Source organism: Acinetobacter larvae (genome assembly GCF_001704115.1).
Taxonomy (GTDB): domain Bacteria; phylum Pseudomonadota; class Gammaproteobacteria; order Pseudomonadales; family Moraxellaceae; genus Acinetobacter; species Acinetobacter larvae.
The window spans coordinates 2,227,280-2,242,288 of the sequence record NZ_CP016895.1 but is presented as its reverse complement, the minus strand read 5'-3'; the positions used below and the strand labels follow the sequence as shown (position 1 = coordinate 2,242,288).

General features: G+C 41.5%; 13 protein-coding genes. 9 read left to right on the top strand and 4 right to left on the bottom strand.

The window, feature by feature from the left end; genetic code table 11:
• Positions 1 to 90: 90 nt before the first annotated feature.
• From fumC to BFG52_RS10070, 7 genes are all read left to right on the top strand, one after another.
• Positions 91 to 1,485, top strand: coding sequence for a class II fumarate hydratase (gene fumC / locus BFG52_RS10100; RefSeq protein WP_067555558.1), 1,395 nt, complete (start codon positions 91 to 93; stop codon positions 1,483 to 1,485).
• 221 nt (positions 1,486 to 1,706) lie between these two features.
• Positions 1,707 to 2,198, top strand: a complete 492-nt coding sequence (locus tag BFG52_RS10095) for a hypothetical protein (RefSeq protein ID WP_067555555.1) — start codon at positions 1,707 to 1,709, stop codon at positions 2,196 to 2,198.
• A gap of 650 nt (positions 2,199 to 2,848) precedes the next feature.
• Entirely contained in the window at positions 2,849 to 3,898 is a 1,050-nt protein-coding gene (gene argC, locus BFG52_RS10090) for an N-acetyl-gamma-glutamyl-phosphate reductase (protein ID WP_067555554.1), read from the top strand.
• A 79-nt stretch (positions 3,899 to 3,977) separates the two neighbouring features.
• Positions 3,978 to 4,727, top strand: coding sequence for a DUF6776 family protein (locus BFG52_RS10085; RefSeq protein ID WP_067555551.1), 750 nt, complete (start codon positions 3,978 to 3,980; stop codon positions 4,725 to 4,727).
• Positions 4,728 to 4,745: 18 nt separating this feature from the next.
• On the top strand, positions 4,746 to 5,159 hold the full coding sequence (gene clpS, locus BFG52_RS10080; RefSeq protein WP_067559433.1) for an ATP-dependent Clp protease adapter ClpS: 414 nt from the start codon (positions 4,746 to 4,748) through the stop codon (positions 5,157 to 5,159).
• 9 nt (positions 5,160 to 5,168) lie between these two features.
• Positions 5,169 to 7,445: an ATP-dependent Clp protease ATP-binding subunit ClpA gene (clpA, locus tag BFG52_RS10075; protein ID WP_067555549.1), complete on the top strand. Its 2,277-nt coding sequence runs from the start codon at positions 5,169 to 5,171 to the stop codon at positions 7,443 to 7,445.
• Between the two features lie 59 nt (positions 7,446 to 7,504).
• Positions 7,505 to 7,858, top strand: coding sequence for a YnfA family protein (locus BFG52_RS10070; RefSeq protein ID WP_067555546.1), 354 nt, complete (start codon positions 7,505 to 7,507; stop codon positions 7,856 to 7,858).
• Between the two features lie 88 nt (positions 7,859 to 7,946).
• On the opposite strand, the gene argF is transcribed toward BFG52_RS10070, so the two are convergent.
• Complete coding sequence (gene argF, locus BFG52_RS10065) at positions 7,947 to 8,861, bottom strand: ornithine carbamoyltransferase (RefSeq protein WP_067555543.1); 915 nt, start codon at positions 8,859 to 8,861, stop codon at positions 7,947 to 7,949.
• 150 nt (positions 8,862 to 9,011) lie between these two features.
• Positions 9,012 to 9,665, bottom strand: a complete 654-nt coding sequence (locus tag BFG52_RS10060) for a TetR/AcrR family transcriptional regulator (protein WP_067555540.1) — start codon at positions 9,663 to 9,665, stop codon at positions 9,012 to 9,014.
• Positions 9,666 to 9,894: 229 nt separating this feature from the next.
• Here BFG52_RS10060 and prpB point away from each other — a divergent pair, with 229 nt between their 5' ends.
• Both prpB and prpC read left to right on the top strand, forming a co-directional pair.
• Positions 9,895 to 10,785 (top strand): methylisocitrate lyase, encoded by an 891-nt coding sequence (prpB, locus tag BFG52_RS10055; RefSeq protein ID WP_067555538.1) that lies wholly within the window; start codon positions 9,895 to 9,897, stop codon positions 10,783 to 10,785.
• Positions 10,786 to 10,828: 43 nt separating this feature from the next.
• Positions 10,829 to 11,965, top strand: a complete 1,137-nt coding sequence (gene prpC, locus BFG52_RS10050) for a bifunctional 2-methylcitrate synthase/citrate synthase (protein WP_067555534.1) — start codon at positions 10,829 to 10,831, stop codon at positions 11,963 to 11,965.
• Between the two features lie 108 nt (positions 11,966 to 12,073).
• On the opposite strand, the gene glnG is transcribed toward prpC, so the two are convergent.
• Together glnG and glnL are read right to left on the bottom strand one after the other, a co-directional pair.
• A complete protein-coding gene (glnG, locus tag BFG52_RS10045; RefSeq protein WP_067555532.1) occupies positions 12,074 to 13,546 on the bottom strand; it encodes a nitrogen regulation protein NR(I) in 1,473 nt (490 codons plus the stop codon).
• A complete protein-coding gene (gene glnL, locus BFG52_RS10040; RefSeq protein ID WP_067555530.1) occupies positions 13,533 to 14,642 on the bottom strand; it encodes a nitrogen regulation protein NR(II) in 1,110 nt (369 codons plus the stop codon). Before glnL ends, glnG begins: the two co-directional genes overlap by 14 nt.
• Between the last annotated feature and the right edge of the window lie 367 nt (positions 14,643 to 15,009).

The following is a 15,009-nucleotide window of genomic DNA, read 5'->3' as shown; positions in this document are numbered from 1 at the left end:
TTACAAGGGTGCGCATTTTGATTAACATGCAGCAGTGATCTTTTGATCAAATTTAATCTTGCGTGAACTTAGGGAATAATGGAGCTAATTATGCAAACACGTACCGAACATGACACGATGGGTGATGTAGAAGTACCAAGTGATGCGATGTGGGGTGCTCAAACACAACGTAGTGTACAAAACTTCAAAATTGGTCAGGAGCATATGCCGCGTGCCATGATTCGTGCAATGGGACTGGTCAAGAAAGCTGCAGCAATAACCAATGCTGAACTGAAACAAATTCCAGAAGAGCTGGCGAGTTATATTGTGGGTGCAGCTGATGAAGTAATTGCAAATCAGTGGGATAGTCAGTTTCCATTAGTTGTTTGGCAAACAGGTTCAGGTACGCAAAGTAATATGAACTGTAACGAAGTTATTGCCAATATTGCCAATCAGAAACTGGGTAAAGCATTGGGTGCGCAAAATCCGGTTCATCCCAATGATCATGTCAATCGTGCTCAATCAACCAATGATTCTTTCCCGACTGCCATTCATGTTGCAGCGAGCTTACAAATCAATGAATTGCTTATTCCTGCAGTCACGCAACTTAGAGATACTTTCGCGCAAAAAGCCGAACAATTCAAAGATATTGTCAAGATTGGTCGTACCCATTTACAAGATGCAACGCCGTTAACACTGGGACAAGAGTTCAGCGCTTATGTGACTCAACTCGATAATGGCTTAAAGCGTCTACAGCAAGCCTTGCAATGGTTATATGAATTACCCTTGGGGGGCACAGCAGTTGGAACAGGCTTAAATGCGCATCCTGACTATGCCGTGAAAGCGGCTGCGCAGTTGGCAAACTTAACGGGCTTAGCTTTTGTTACTGCGCCAAATAAGTTTGAGGCGTTGGCTGGACGTGATGCCATTGTCTTTACCTCGGGAGCATTAAAAACATTAGCTGCTAGTCTAAATAAAATAGCCAATGATATTCGTTGGTTGGCAAGTGGTCCTCGTTGTGGTTTGGGGGAGTTGTATATTCCTGAAAATGAACCAGGTTCAAGTATCATGCCAGGTAAGGTAAACCCGACACAATGTGAGGCGATGACGATGGTCGTTGCACAAGTGATGGGTAACGATACCACAATTAATTTTGCCGGTGCTGCGGGTAATTTTGAGTTAAACGTCTATATGCCGGTACTAGCGTATAACCTAACCCAGTCGATTCAGTTACTTGGTGATGCATGTAATAGCTTTAATGAGCATTGTGCTGTAGGCATTGAACCTAATTTAGAAAAAATAGATCACTTCTTACATAACTCTTTAATGTTGGTCACCGCATTGAATCCCGTTATTGGTTATGAAAATGCTGCAAAAGTAGCTAAAACAGCATATAAAGAAGGTAAGACCTTAAAGCAAGTTGCAGTGGAGTTGGAGCTGGTAACCGCAGAACAGTTTGATCAAGTCGTTCAGCCAGCTAAGATGGTTCATCCTAATACCAAGTGATTGGTCGTGAAAAGCGCTGTTATGATCATGACAGCGCGATAGTCGAATAAATTAGCTTTTATGAGATTAGCGATGGATAGAATGCCCTATAAATCAGGGCATTTTTTGTTGATATTACAAACAAAAAATCACATAAGGTAGATGAGTTGTTCTACATTGGCTGTTATTGTGTAGATGAGTCGGTATAATACAGCAGACCCAGTAATATATGATGAAAGAGCATGCTAGATATCTACTTAACCGATCTCAATCAACGTATCCAATTTAAGGATTATCCTGCGGAGCATCCAGTTAAGTTTGTATTAAATTTTAAAAAAATATTCCCGAGTGTGATGGAGTTATTGTTACCAGTATTACCAGATGATGAGGACTTAGAACATATGACTTGGGAATCAACCCAAGCCGATTTCGATATATTTAAACAGCTCTTAAGTGAATGGGCATGCATTGAACTGAGATTGCACGCTATGGCACATTATAAAAACAAAGCCTTTGCTGATCAGTTGGTCAAAAAAGCTCAGGCAAAACGCAAAGCACTAAAACAACAACATTCCAATTTAAATCAGGTGAGCTTAGACTATGTCTTTATGCATGAGGTTCATGCGCAACTTGATGCTGAACTGATTGATCTGGGCGAAAAGTTTTATTTACCAGTATTACGCCAAAACTGGCGAGGATTAGTAGATAGTTCTGTTCTCATCTTAAAGTCTTAATAGCTTAGATCCTTTCTATACCTATATAAGCTTGTTTAAGTATTCATATGGCTATACGCAAGCTTATTTTTATTGAGTACTTTGGAGTGTTTTTATACTATTAAGTTTAGATTTTACTAGGCTAGTTTAGATTTTACTAGGTACGAATGGCTTTAAATCATGTGACTGCGGTCAATAATAACTATCGTCATATAATCGGTATTTCTCTTAATGCTCGGCAGAAATCACCGGTTGTGTAATTACATTGTATTGCGTTTGTGGGTGTTAAAGTCTTAATTTGGTCAAAACTTAGTTAGACTAAACCTAAACTTAGTTAGAATAAATGAGCTAGACTAGATCCGTTACAATGATTATGTGGCAACAAATTATCGTGTAGCAATAAATGATATTGTAATAAGCATTATGCTAGGCTTTGGGTTTTAATCAGCATGATTGGCTGAGTTGGTAGACAAAAAAGATTTATAATGACGATCGTTTTATGTGTCGTTAAAGTAGTTCAATTAAAAGAATATCTGAGTTGTTTATAGCGTCATGATATGGTCTTTAAAGTTTCTTCATTCTCAGCTTAAAATAGTTTGGAAAAGCTGTTGTTCCTGTCATACTAGGCACTTACTTATTTTTAGCAAAAATAAAATGAGAGGTATTTCAAAGTGATCACAGTTGGCATTGTTGGTGGTACGGGGTATACAGGCGTGGAATTGTTGCGGTTATTATTAGGCCATCCACAAGTGACTGTGACAATATTAACCTCACGTACTGAAGCGGGTCGCCGTGTTGATGACTTGTTCCCAAGCCTACGAGGTCATACCGATTTAACTTTTTCAGATTTAGATACAGCGCAGTTAAAACAGTGTGATGTGGTATTTTTTGCCACACCACATGGTGTGGCCATGCAACATGCGGAGCAATTGCTTGCAGCGCAAACAAAAGTCATTGATTTGGCTGCAGATTTCCGTTTACAAGATTTGCTGCAATTTGAAAAATGGTATGGCATGACCCATCAATGTCCAAATGTGTTGAAATCTTCTGCTTATGGTCTGTCAGAACTTAATCGTGACAAGATTAAGGCTGCTTCGGTCGTTGGCAATCCAGGTTGTTATCCTACAACGGTGCAAATTGGTTTAGCACCCTTGTTAAAACATGAACGTGCCTTGATTGATCCGACGCGTATTATTGTTGATGCCAAATCTGGCGTATCGGGTTCTGGTCGTAAAGCCAATATGGCAATGATCTATACCGAGAATGCCGATAACTTCAAAGCTTATGCTGTGCAGGGACATCGCCATCATCCTGAAATTGTTGAAGCATTAGAGCAGATCTCTGGTCAAAAAGGTCTATTTAATGATTTAATTTTTGTACCGCATCTGGTGCCAATGATTCGTGGTATGCTCAGCACAATCTATGTCGATTTGACTACTGTTGGTAGTGAGATTGACTTACAAAAGCTATACCTAGATTTTTATGCCAATGAGCATTTTGTTGATGTCATGCCTGAAAATAGTTCACCAGAAACGCGTTCATTACGCGGTTCTAATCAAATTCGTGTTGCTTTGCATAAGATACAAGCAAATAAATTGATTATTCTGGTTGCGCAAGATAATTTGGTAAAAGGTGCTGCAGGTCAGGCTATTCAAAATATGAACATCATGTTTGGTTTTGCTGAAGATTCTGGTTTAGATGGGATTGCTTTATTGCCTTAAGGTCTTAGCAGATCCCGCAATAAAACAGTTTGATCTATGGTGATATAAATATTTAATTGATTAGACATTAGAGACCGCGATGCAAGAGCGTGAATTGAAAAAAGCATCCAAATTTGAACAAAAGCTACCTGAGGCTTTGAAGCGCAATTACATTCCACTGATTGTAGGTGGAATCGTACTCTGTGCTGGCAGTATGTTGTTAGGCTACACCGTAGGTCATCGTCAGGGTTTAACCGTCGTTGGCTATGATGCGGATGCAGAACAATTGGTTGAAGTGGTACAAAAGCAGAAAGATAGTCTGAAGACGCTGAATCAAAACTTAAATACAGCCATTCAAGAGCGTGATATTGCAGTTAATAATTCTAATGAGTTATTTACAGCTTTAAATAAAGCTAAGGCTGAAAAAATACAAGCTGATGCAATGAGTACAGCTTATCGAGAAACTTTGCGTCAGCGTGGTGGTTTAAGTTTAAATGTTCATAATCTGGCTGTAAAAGCATTGCCTGAAAATGCATTTGAATATCAACTGGACTTGATGCAAGTTAGTCCAAGTAAAAGCCGTGCACAAGGAAGTGTGGAATTGCGTTTGATTCGTGGTACTGAGGTACTGGTGGTGCCATTAGAAGACAAATCGTTTAATTTTTCGGATTATCAACGACTCACTGGTCGTTGGACGATGCCTAAAGGCTTTAGCCCGCAATTTATAGAGGTTCGTCTGATGGGACCGGTGTCGGTGATAAAACGCTTCAGCTGGCAAAACGGTGAAGCTGTTGAGAATACTGCGACCTTTGCTGCGGAAGTTCCGCAAGCAGAAGCCAATGTACATTAATGATTGATAGAGATGACAATGCGTAGTTACAAAGGACAAGTGAGTCTTGGTCAAATGAAAGACTCCTTTCAACAGTCAGGGTTAGTTGATTGGCATTTCAATCCACGCCTGCAAGATGGCGATGAACAGCATACCGATGGTGATTTGGCTGTGGCTTTAGCACCACCGCAATTAAAACGACCACCATTATATGCTGTGGTGATGCTGAACGATGACTATACCCCAATGGACTTTGTAATCGAGATTTTACAACAATACTTTGCTTTAAATCTTGACCAAGCTACGCAAGTAATGCTAACAGTACATTACGAAGGAAAAGCTGTTGCTGGCGTCTATCCACGAGACATCGCGGAAACCAAAGCAAATCAAGTTAATCATTACGCTCGTTCACAAGGTTATCCACTGCTTTGTCAGATTGAGCTAAAAGAATAGGGGGTTTCCATGCTCAGTCGTCAATTAGAAGTCTCGCTGCGTTTGGCTGTGAGCATGGCTCGACAAAAGAGACATGAATTTCTCACAGTTGAGCATCTATTATTGGCGTTACTTGATAATGATTCTGCAGTAAATGCGCTGAAAGCGTGTGGGGCAGACATTGTCACATTACGCAAAGAGCTTGAAGAATACGTAGAACAACACACACCAAAGTTATCCGACAGCCTAGATCAAGCACCGCATCCGACTGAGAGTTTTGATCGCATTTTACAACGTGCGATTTTTCATGTGCAATCGAGTGGTGGTGATCGTACTGTTGAAGGTGCAGATGTCCTTGTGGCAATGTATTCGGAACGAGACTCTTTTGCGGTTTATTTATTGAAACGCCATCAAATCAATCGTTTGACTTTAACGCAGTATCTGTCACATGGTGCGCGTAAAGATGAAATTCAAGTTGATGAAGATGTAGAAGAACTTGATGCAGATGTGGGCAGCACATCGAATGCTGGTCCATTGGAGTTGTATGCCGTCAATCTCAATACAGAAGCACAAAAAGGTAAAACCGATCCACTGATTGGGCGGGAAAAAGAAATTGAGCGTACCGCGCAGATCTTATGTCGTCGTCGTAAAAACAACCCATTACTGGTGGGTGATCCGGGGGTTGGTAAAACCTCGATCGCTGAAGGCTTGGCTTGGTTAATTGTCAATGGCAAAGCACCTAAACCGCTTGAAAATGCTGAAATCTATAGTCTTGATATCGGTGCGTTGGTGGCGGGGACAAAATATCGCGGTGATTTTGAGAAACGCCTAAAACAATTGCTCAATAGTCTTAAGAAGAAACCTGAAGCAATCTTGTTTATTGATGAAATCCATATGATTATTGGTGCTGGTTCAAGTATGGGCAGCACCATGGATGCTTCAAACTTGATTAAACCTGCCTTGGCAAACGGGACCTTACGTTGTATTGGTTCTACCACTTTTCAGGAATATCGCCAAGTTTTTGAAAAGGATCATGCTTTATCAAGACGTTTCCAAAAGGTCGATGTCAATGAACCAACGATCTCAGAAACGATCGATATTTTACGTGGTCTTAAAACTAAATTTGAAGAATTTCACCATGTGCAATATGAAGACAGTGCCTTAGTCTCTGCGGTGGAATTATCGGCACGTTACATTAACGATCGTTTCTTGCCCGACAAAGCCATTGATGTCATTGATGAAGCAGGTGCACAACGTCGCCTTAAAGCAGATAGTGAGAATAAAATTATCAATGTCGATAATATTGAAGACATTGTGGCAAAAATTGCACGTATTCCACCTAAAACTGTCTCTAAAGATGATAAGAGTGTCTTAGCCAACTTAGAACGTGATTTGAAACGTGTGGTATTTGGGCAAGACGAAGCAATTAATGCTTTATCATCAGCCATTAAACTGGCACGGGCTGGATTAAAAACACCCGATAAACCTGTAGGTAGCTTTGTCTTTGCAGGTCCAACAGGTGTTGGTAAAACCGAAGTGACCAAGCAGTTGGCAAAACTATTGGGTGTTGAGTTAATTCGCTTTGATATGTCTGAATATATGGAGCGTCATGCGGTATCTCGCTTGATTGGTGCACCACCTGGGTATGTTGGTTATGATCAAGGTGGCTTATTGACCGATGCGATTCATAAAAATCCGCATAGCGTGTTACTTTTGGATGAGATTGAAAAGGCACATCCAGATGTCTTTAATCTATTATTGCAGATTATGGATCACGGCTCATTGACTGACAATAATGGTCGAAAATCTGATTTTCGTAATGTTATCTTAGTATTAACCACTAATATTGGTGCAGAAAGTATTTCTCGCACCAGTATTGGCTTTAATGAGCAAGATAATTCTACCGATAATCAGGAGGCCATGAAACGTGCCTTCTCACCAGAGTTTCGTAACCGCTTAGATGCAACCATTCAATTCAAAGCCTTGCCAACCACAGTGATTGAGTCTGTTGTCGATAAATTCTTAACAGAATTGCAAGCGCAGCTGGATGAGAAGAAAGTCGTCTTAGATGTCGATCAAAGCGCTCGTGATTGGATGGCTGAACATGGCTATGACCGTCTTATGGGCGCACGTCCAATGCAACGCCTGATTCAAGAACATTTGAAAAAGCCCTTGGCTGAAATGATTCTATTCGGCGAATTGGCTGATCATGGTGGTAATGTGGCTGTCTCAGTGAAAAAAGAAAATGGCAAAGCGGTTGGGCTTCAGTTGCAAGTCTTTGAAGATCAGACGACCGAGCCAGCGTAATGATTAACTTGAAATAATAAAATAACCCGTTGTATTACGGGTTATTTTTTGGATGAAGTATGGATATACAGTTCACAAAAGTATTGACAACTGTACTGTTGTTTTTTTGCACGGCTTTGGCGGAAATTTTAGGATGTTATTTTCCTTATCTGATTCTTAATCAAGGGCGTAGCCATTGGTTTTGGTTGCCAACCATATTTAGTTTGGCAATTTTTGTTTGGTTATTGACGTTACATCCTGCCGCTTCTGGACGAATTTATGCTGCCTATGGTGGTATCTATATTTTTTCTGCACTATTGTGGCTACGTTTTGTCGATCAAGTCAGTTTGAGCCGTTGGGATGTTTTGGGTGGCATGATTGTTCTGGTTGGCGCAGCTGTGATTATTTTGCAACCGCAAGGTTTATTACGTTAGTTTGAACTGATCTATTATTATTGTTGTGCATGTAAAAAGCGCCGAACAAAGTATTGTTTGGCGCTTTTTTAAAGCATTGATTGACTAGTTACTTACTGTTTTCATTGAGTAAAAATTCAACCAATGCCTTTTGTGCATGTAAGCGGTTTTCTGCTTCATCAAATACCACTGAATTGGGGTGATCCAGCATATTTTCTGAAATCTCTTCGCCACGGTGTGCAGGTAAGCAGTGCATAAAGAGGCAGTCCGGGTGTGCGACCGCCATGAGTGCTTCATTGACTTGATAGTCGGCAAATGCTTTTTCACGAATTTTCTGTTCTTGTTCTTGTCCCATGCTTGCCCAAACATCGGTAACGATGAGGTCGGCATCTTTGGCAGCATCTTTGGCAGTTGCACATAGCTCTACGCAATCTTCAAAGCCATCTAAGAAGCGTTGTTCAGGTGTATAGCCTACTGGTGCGGCAATTTTGAGTTTGAAGCCCCAGAGCTGTGCGGCTTCAATGTATGAGTTGCACATATTGTTACCATCACCAATCCATGCCACTGTTTTGCCTTGAATTGAACCACGATGCTCAAGGTAGGTTTGCATATCTGCCAGCAGTTGGCAAGGGTGGTGGTCATCCGTGAGAGCATTGATGACAGGGACTTTAGAGTATGCTGCGAAGCGTTGCACAATGTCATGTCCAAAAGTACGGATCATAACAATATCTAACATGCTCGAAATAACACGTGCTGAATCTTCGATTGGCTCACCACGACCCAGTTGACTGTCCCGAGAAGAAAGGAAAATCGCACTGCCACCAAATTGACTCATACCAGCTTCAAAGGAAACGCGAGTACGTGTACTAGATTTTTCAAAAATCATCCCCATCACTTTGCCAACAAATGGTTGGAATGTGATCTGTCGGTGTTGCAGTTGTTTGAGTTCGATTGCGCGTTTTAAAATTTGATTCAGTTCTACAGGAGTTAAGTCGCCTAGTGTTAGAAAGTGTCGTAAAGCCATTCGATACCCCACAACGATTATTATGCCAACATTCATTGCTTAATAGCGTTATGAATGCATCGGTTTAACAATCCATTGTTGATCAGTAGTTGGTTAATGAAAAGAAAAGACAATCAATTAATATACTATAGCCATAAAGCAATATACAAATTAGATTTTTTGATGCCCTTCAAGAAAGCGATCAATGCAATACTCAAAATATGCATAAACTTTTGGATCATCTTTATTGATGTGAATTCCCATCAATGCTCTTTGCTCTAATTCCCGAATAATCCCTGCATAAAACTGAGCAGAGTAATACGGTTCAGGGCAATATAAAATATCTCTTTTATGTGCATTTTCAAGTGCTTTGGCAATAGCATTTAAGAATATTTTTGGACCTTGTTCATGAAAATAATAGGCGAAGTCACTGGTTGCCTGACTTCTTTCAAAGATCAATCGAAAAAAAGCGGCGTGTTCAGGCGTACTGAGCAAGTTGTAAAAATTATACAAATTATTGATGAGATAACTGCGTAGATTCTCTTTGCTTTGCGCAAAACCAGGAATGATATCTTTAAAGAATTCAGTACGTCGATAATCACAGATGGCAACGAACAGACCTTCTTTATTGCCAAAATATTTATAAATTGAGGTTTTTGAGCCACCCGCATGCTGCACAATATCATCAAGCGACACTGCATCATAGCCACGTTCAAGAAATAGAGCGGTCGCACTCTGCAACAGCGCTAAGCGTCTTTTCTGTCCTCGTGCTGTAGTCGGGGCTTCGCAATTATTCAGTTCTAATTGCGCTAATTCTTGATTCATAAGAAGATTTTGTTGAGGTGGAGTACTGTAATTTAGATTGTAGCAAATTCGCTTTGGAAATGCTGCTTTAATGTAGGGGATTAATTGATTCTAAGCAATAGCGCTGATTTCGATAGACTTGGCATAGGACTAAAGTTCTAGAAAAAGCGCTGTCTAGTTCGTACTTCTTTGGTTTTTTTATGGTTATACTCAAGTTTCAAAAGTAATTGCAATAAGAACGGAAAGGATTATGACCGTACAAAATTCTGCAGGATTGAGATTTAGAGAGGCATTGACCCAAGAAAATCCATTACAAATATTAGGAACAGTCAATGCATATGCTGCCATGATGGCAACGCAAGAAGGGTATCGCGCCATTTATTTGTCTGGTGCAGGTGTAGCCAATTATTCCTATGGTTTGCCAGATTTAGGCATGACCAGTTTGGATAATGTACTTGAAGATGTACGACGTATCACAGCACGTGTGGATACACCATTATTGGTGGATATCGATACCGGTTGGGGTGGCGCATTCAATATTGCCAAAACTGTGAAAGATATGATTCGAGCTGGCGCAGCAGCAGTACATATTGAGGATCAAGTTGCACAAAAGCGTTGTGGTCATCGCCCCAACAAAGAAATCGTTTCGCAACAAGAAATGGTTGATCGGATTAAAGCCGCAGTGGATGCCAAAACTGATGATAATTTTGTCATTATGGCGCGTACTGACGCATTGCAAAAAGAAGGTTTACAAGCCGTGATTGACCGTGCTGCTGCTTGTGTCGAAGCCGGTGCAGATGCGATTTTTGCTGAGGCAATGACCGATATTAATATGTACCGTACCGTTTGCGATGCAGTGGGTGTGCCAGTATTGGCAAATATTACTGAATTTGGTGATACACCCTATTACACCGTCGATGAGCTTGCCGCACAAGGTATTGCTATGGTGTTATATCCACTTTCTGCAACACGTGCGATGCAAAAAGCAGCATTAGAAGTTATGCGTGCGATCCGTAGTCAAGGAACACAGCAACATGTGCTTGATCTGATGCAGCAACGCAAAGAGCTTTATGATTTCTTGGATTACCATAGTTTTGAGCAAACTTTAGATCAACTTTTTAAGAGCAATTCATCACAATAAAATTGATAATCGCATTACACCATTAATCAGGAGGATTAATTCAATGGCTGAAGGAAAAATACTCACTGGCGCAGGGTTGCGCGGACAAGTTGCAGGGAAAACAGCACTTTCGACTGTAGGAAAGACTGGTGCTGGGCTGACCTATCGTGGTTATGATGTGCGAGATTTAGCAGCGCATTGCCAATTCGAAGAGGTTGCCTATTTAATTTTCTTTGGTGAGTTACCAACATTACAGCAATTACAAGATTATAAACAACAGTTAAAAGCACTTAGAGCTTTGCCAGATGCACTGAAACAAGTTTTGGAGCGGATTCCAGCACAAGCTCACCCCATGGATGTATTGCGTACGGGCGTTTCGATGCTAGGCAATCTCGAAACGGAACACAGTTTTGATCAACAGCAAGCGGTGGCTAATCGTATATTGGCGACACTGCCCGCAATGATTTGTTATTGGTATCGCTTTAGTCATGATGGTGTGCGTATAGATGAAAATACCGATGATGACAGTATAGGCGGGCAGTTCTTGCATTTATTGCATGGTAAAGCACCCAATGCCTTGCATGAAAAAGTCATGAATGTTTCGCTGATTCTCTATGCCGAGCATGAGTTTAATGCTTCAACCTTTACGGCGCGTGTCTGTGCTTCGACGTTGTCCGATATGCATTCTTGTATTACGGGTGCCATTGGTTCCTTGCGCGGTCCATTACATGGTGGTGCCAATGAAGCGGCAATGGAAATGATCGAGCATTGGACTACGCCAGAACAAGCTGAACGTGAAATGTTAGGCAAGCTAGAGCGTAAAGAGAAGATTATGGGTTTTGGTCATGCAATTTATAAAGATCATGATCCACGCAATGATATTATCAAGCAGTGGTCTGCGCAATTGGCGGCAGAGGTAGCAGATACTGTGTTATATCCTGTTTCGGTGCGTTGTGAAGAGGTGATGTGGCGTGAAAAGAAACTATTCTGTAATGCAGATTTTTTCCATGCTTCGGCTTACCATTTTATGGGCATTGCCACCAAACTCTTTACACCAATTTTTGTGATGAGCCGAGTGACAGGCTGGGCAGCACATGTCATGGAACAACGTGCAGATAACCGTATTATTCGACCAAGTGCTGAATATACAGGACCAGAACTGCGCCAAGTCCAGCCGATTGAGCAACGTATAGCATCTTGATGGTTATGAAGGCTTAACTGCTTCATTGTTATTCAAAAACCAAGGCTTTCGCGTGAAAGCCTTGGTTTTTTATTAGGGGTGGGTGATCATGATGAGCGTTGATTGCTGTTATTCCTCTTCATCGTCATCACTGTCCATTCCCAATTCTTTGAGTTTGCGCGTTAGGGTGTTTCTTCCCCAGCCCAATAATTCGGCAGCATGACGTTTGCGCCCACGGCTATGTTGCAGTGCAACCTCAATGAGGCAGCGTTCAAACATCGGTGTGGCATGTTCTAAAATTTTACTTTCACCATTTTTGAGTTTTGTGCTTGCCCAGCTTGCCAACAGACTATCCCATTGTTTGAGCTGTTCTGTGGCGAGGTTTGTCGATTGAGGCTGGTTAAGATCATGTTCATCCTGAGTTTTTTGAATGGGAATTTGTTTTAACTCATTGGGTAAGTCTTCTGGGTAAACTTCATTGCTGGTGATCATGACCGTCAGCCAGCGACAGATATTTTCCAGTTGCCGAACATTGCCCGGCCACGGTAATTGCTGCATATAGGCTTGGGTTTCTGGTCGTAAAATTTTGGCGCTGACGCCCAGCTCTTTACCGGCACGTGCTAGGAAGTGTTCGGCTAACATGGGGATGTCTTCTGCACGGTGGGCTAGTTTCGGGATATGGATACGGATAACATTTAAACGATGATAGAGATCTTCACGGAAGCGACCTTGTTGTACTAATTTTTCGAGATCTTGGTGCGTGGCAGCAACAATACGAACATCGACACGAATGGCAACATGACCACCGACACGATAAAACTCACCATCAGCGAGAACTCGCAGTAGCCGAGTTTGGGTTTCAAAGGGCATATCCCCAATTTCATCAAGAAATAGCGTGCCGCCATTGGCTTGTTCAAAACGCCCTTGTCGTAAGGTGTTTGCGCCAGTAAAAGCTCCTTTCTCATGGCCGAATAATTCAGTTTCAATCAAATCTCGTGGGATGGCGGCCATATTTAGTGCGATAAACGGTCTATTGCTGCGTGGTGAGTGACGATGCAAAGCATGCGCAACAAGCTCTTTGCCTGTGCCTGATTCGCCATTAATCAGTACGGTAATATGAGACTGCGATAGTCGACCAATTGCGCGAAATACTTCTTGCATGGCTGGCGATTCACCCAAAATTTCGGTCGATTGAATCGGAATTGCGCGGGCAGATTCTTGGTGTTGTAGTTTATTAAGATGCATGATGGCACGACTGACCAATGCCAATGCTTCATCAATATCAAAGGGTTTGGGCAGGTATTCAAAAGCACCAGTTTGATAGCTGGAGACAGCGGATTCTAAGTCAGAATGTGCAGTCATGATAATCACGGGCATATCTGGGTAATTGGCTTTGACTTTTGCCAAAAAGCCTAAGCCATCAATACCTGGCATACGAATATCACTCAGCACAACATCAGGTGGATCAAGGGCGAGTTGTTTTAGGGCACTTTGTGCATCTTCAAAACTTGAAACGTCAAAGCCTTCTTCTTTAAATGTTTTTTCTAAAACCCAGCGCATTGCGCGATCATCATCGATAATCCAGATTTTATGCTGTGGCATGATTTGACTCCCAAGGTAGATAAAGACTAAATACTGTTTTGCCAGGGATGGATTGACACGCAATCATGCCATTGTGTTGCTGCATGATGTTCTGCGCGATACTGAGACCCAGCCCAGTACCATTGGCTCGTCCTGTAACCAGTGGATAAAAAATTCCTTCTAATAGTTCTTCTGCTATACCCGGTCCATTGTCTTCAATATCAATGCGAATGGTGGAGCGATGTAGCAGACCGTTGATCGTGACTAAGCGATGAATACGTGTGCGTAAGATTAAGGCAGGGAGGCGTTGTTGCATGAAGCTTTTATTTTCAGTCATGGCTTGGACAGCATTGACACAAACGTTGAGCATAACTTGAATCAGTTGATCACGATCGGCATAGAGTTCTGGGAGTGAGAGATCATAATCACGGGTGATGTTAATTTTATTTTTAGTCTGGCTGGTTACTAAAGCACGTACCCGTTCAATCGGTTCATGAATATTGATCAGATTATAACTGGGCGGTTGCCGTGAGCCGAGCATGGTATCGGCCAGAATGCGTAGCCGATCTACTTCGTCGATAATAATATCGGTGAACTCATTATATTGTGGATCATTTAAACGGCGCGCTAAGAGTTGTGTTGCACCACGAATGCCTGCTAAAGGGTTTTTAATTTCATGCGCTACGCCACGTATCAGCTGTCGGGTCACTTGATGTTGCTGAATAATATTTTCTTCTTTGGTGATTTTGAGCATACGGTCGATGGGATTGAGCTCAATCAGAAGGAGCGGATGATAAGGTTTTCCTGTATGTAATTGTGAAACAGAATAGTCGACATGGATGTCTTTAAAGTTAACACTAATAGTTGCTTCACGGCGTGTATAGGCTTGACCTTTATGGAGTGTATTCTGTAAAGCTTCATAGGTGTTAAAACGATCATTGGGGGCATGCAAAATATTCAAGACTTGCTGGCCGTGAGCGCGCAATAAGCTGATATCAAAAAGCGCTTCGCAAGCAGAATTGAGATAGAAAATGTTGAGTTGACTATCGACCAGTAAAATTGCTGTATTCATGTTGTCGACTAAGAGTCGATAGTCAATGCTAGGTTGTTGATACATGCTGTACAGCGTCCTATTTCATGTTGTGCCATGTCGATGAGACATTGAAAATAAATTTTTACTTTGTTTTCAGTTGTTAAACACCCATTATGTGCAAATATAGGCTTGTCTGGTATGGCGTCATTCGGCGTGTAGACAAGGGCTTACTGCATACAAGGCTGTTATTAAAGTCGTTATTTACATCGGTTTTTGCATCACGCTAACCATATTCGTGTATATAAAGCAAAATCTGCGCCAACATGCCGAAAAAGATCTTTTTGCGCTGATATAGGGAATTGAGCAGAAATTTGCATGTATTAGTGCACTATTAAGGGGATTAATCGCTCATTATAAAATTATTTGAACCAAAATGGTGCGAAAAATACAA

What these genes read in the sequence shown, in the direction of transcription:
- BFG52_RS10095 (WP_067555555.1), top strand. Translation starts at nt 1,707, where the DNA reads ATGCTAGATATCTACTTAACCGATCTCAATCAACGTATCCAATTTAAG.
- prpB (WP_067555538.1), top strand. Translation starts at nt 9,895, where the DNA reads ATGACCGTACAAAATTCTGCAGGATTGAGATTTAGAGAGGCATTGACC.
- glnL (WP_067555530.1), bottom strand. Translation starts at nt 14,642, where the DNA reads ATGTATCAACAACCTAGCATTGACTATCGACTCTTAGTCGACAACATG.
- argF (WP_067555543.1), bottom strand. Translation starts at nt 8,861, where the DNA reads ATGGCTTTACGACACTTTCTAACACTAGGCGACTTAACTCCTGTAGAA.
- BFG52_RS10060 (WP_067555540.1), bottom strand. Translation starts at nt 9,665, where the DNA reads ATGAATCAAGAATTAGCGCAATTAGAACTGAATAATTGCGAAGCCCCG.
- clpS (WP_067559433.1), top strand. Translation starts at nt 4,746, where the DNA reads ATGCGTAGTTACAAAGGACAAGTGAGTCTTGGTCAAATGAAAGACTCC.
- BFG52_RS10085 (WP_067555551.1), top strand. Translation starts at nt 3,978, where the DNA reads ATGCAAGAGCGTGAATTGAAAAAAGCATCCAAATTTGAACAAAAGCTA.
- BFG52_RS10070 (WP_067555546.1), top strand. Translation starts at nt 7,505, where the DNA reads ATGGATATACAGTTCACAAAAGTATTGACAACTGTACTGTTGTTTTTT.
- clpA (WP_067555549.1), top strand. Translation starts at nt 5,169, where the DNA reads ATGCTCAGTCGTCAATTAGAAGTCTCGCTGCGTTTGGCTGTGAGCATG.
- prpC (WP_067555534.1), top strand. Translation starts at nt 10,829, where the DNA reads ATGGCTGAAGGAAAAATACTCACTGGCGCAGGGTTGCGCGGACAAGTT.
- fumC (WP_067555558.1), top strand. Translation starts at nt 91, where the DNA reads ATGCAAACACGTACCGAACATGACACGATGGGTGATGTAGAAGTACCA.
- glnG (WP_067555532.1), bottom strand. Translation starts at nt 13,546, where the DNA reads ATGCCACAGCATAAAATCTGGATTATCGATGATGATCGCGCAATGCGC.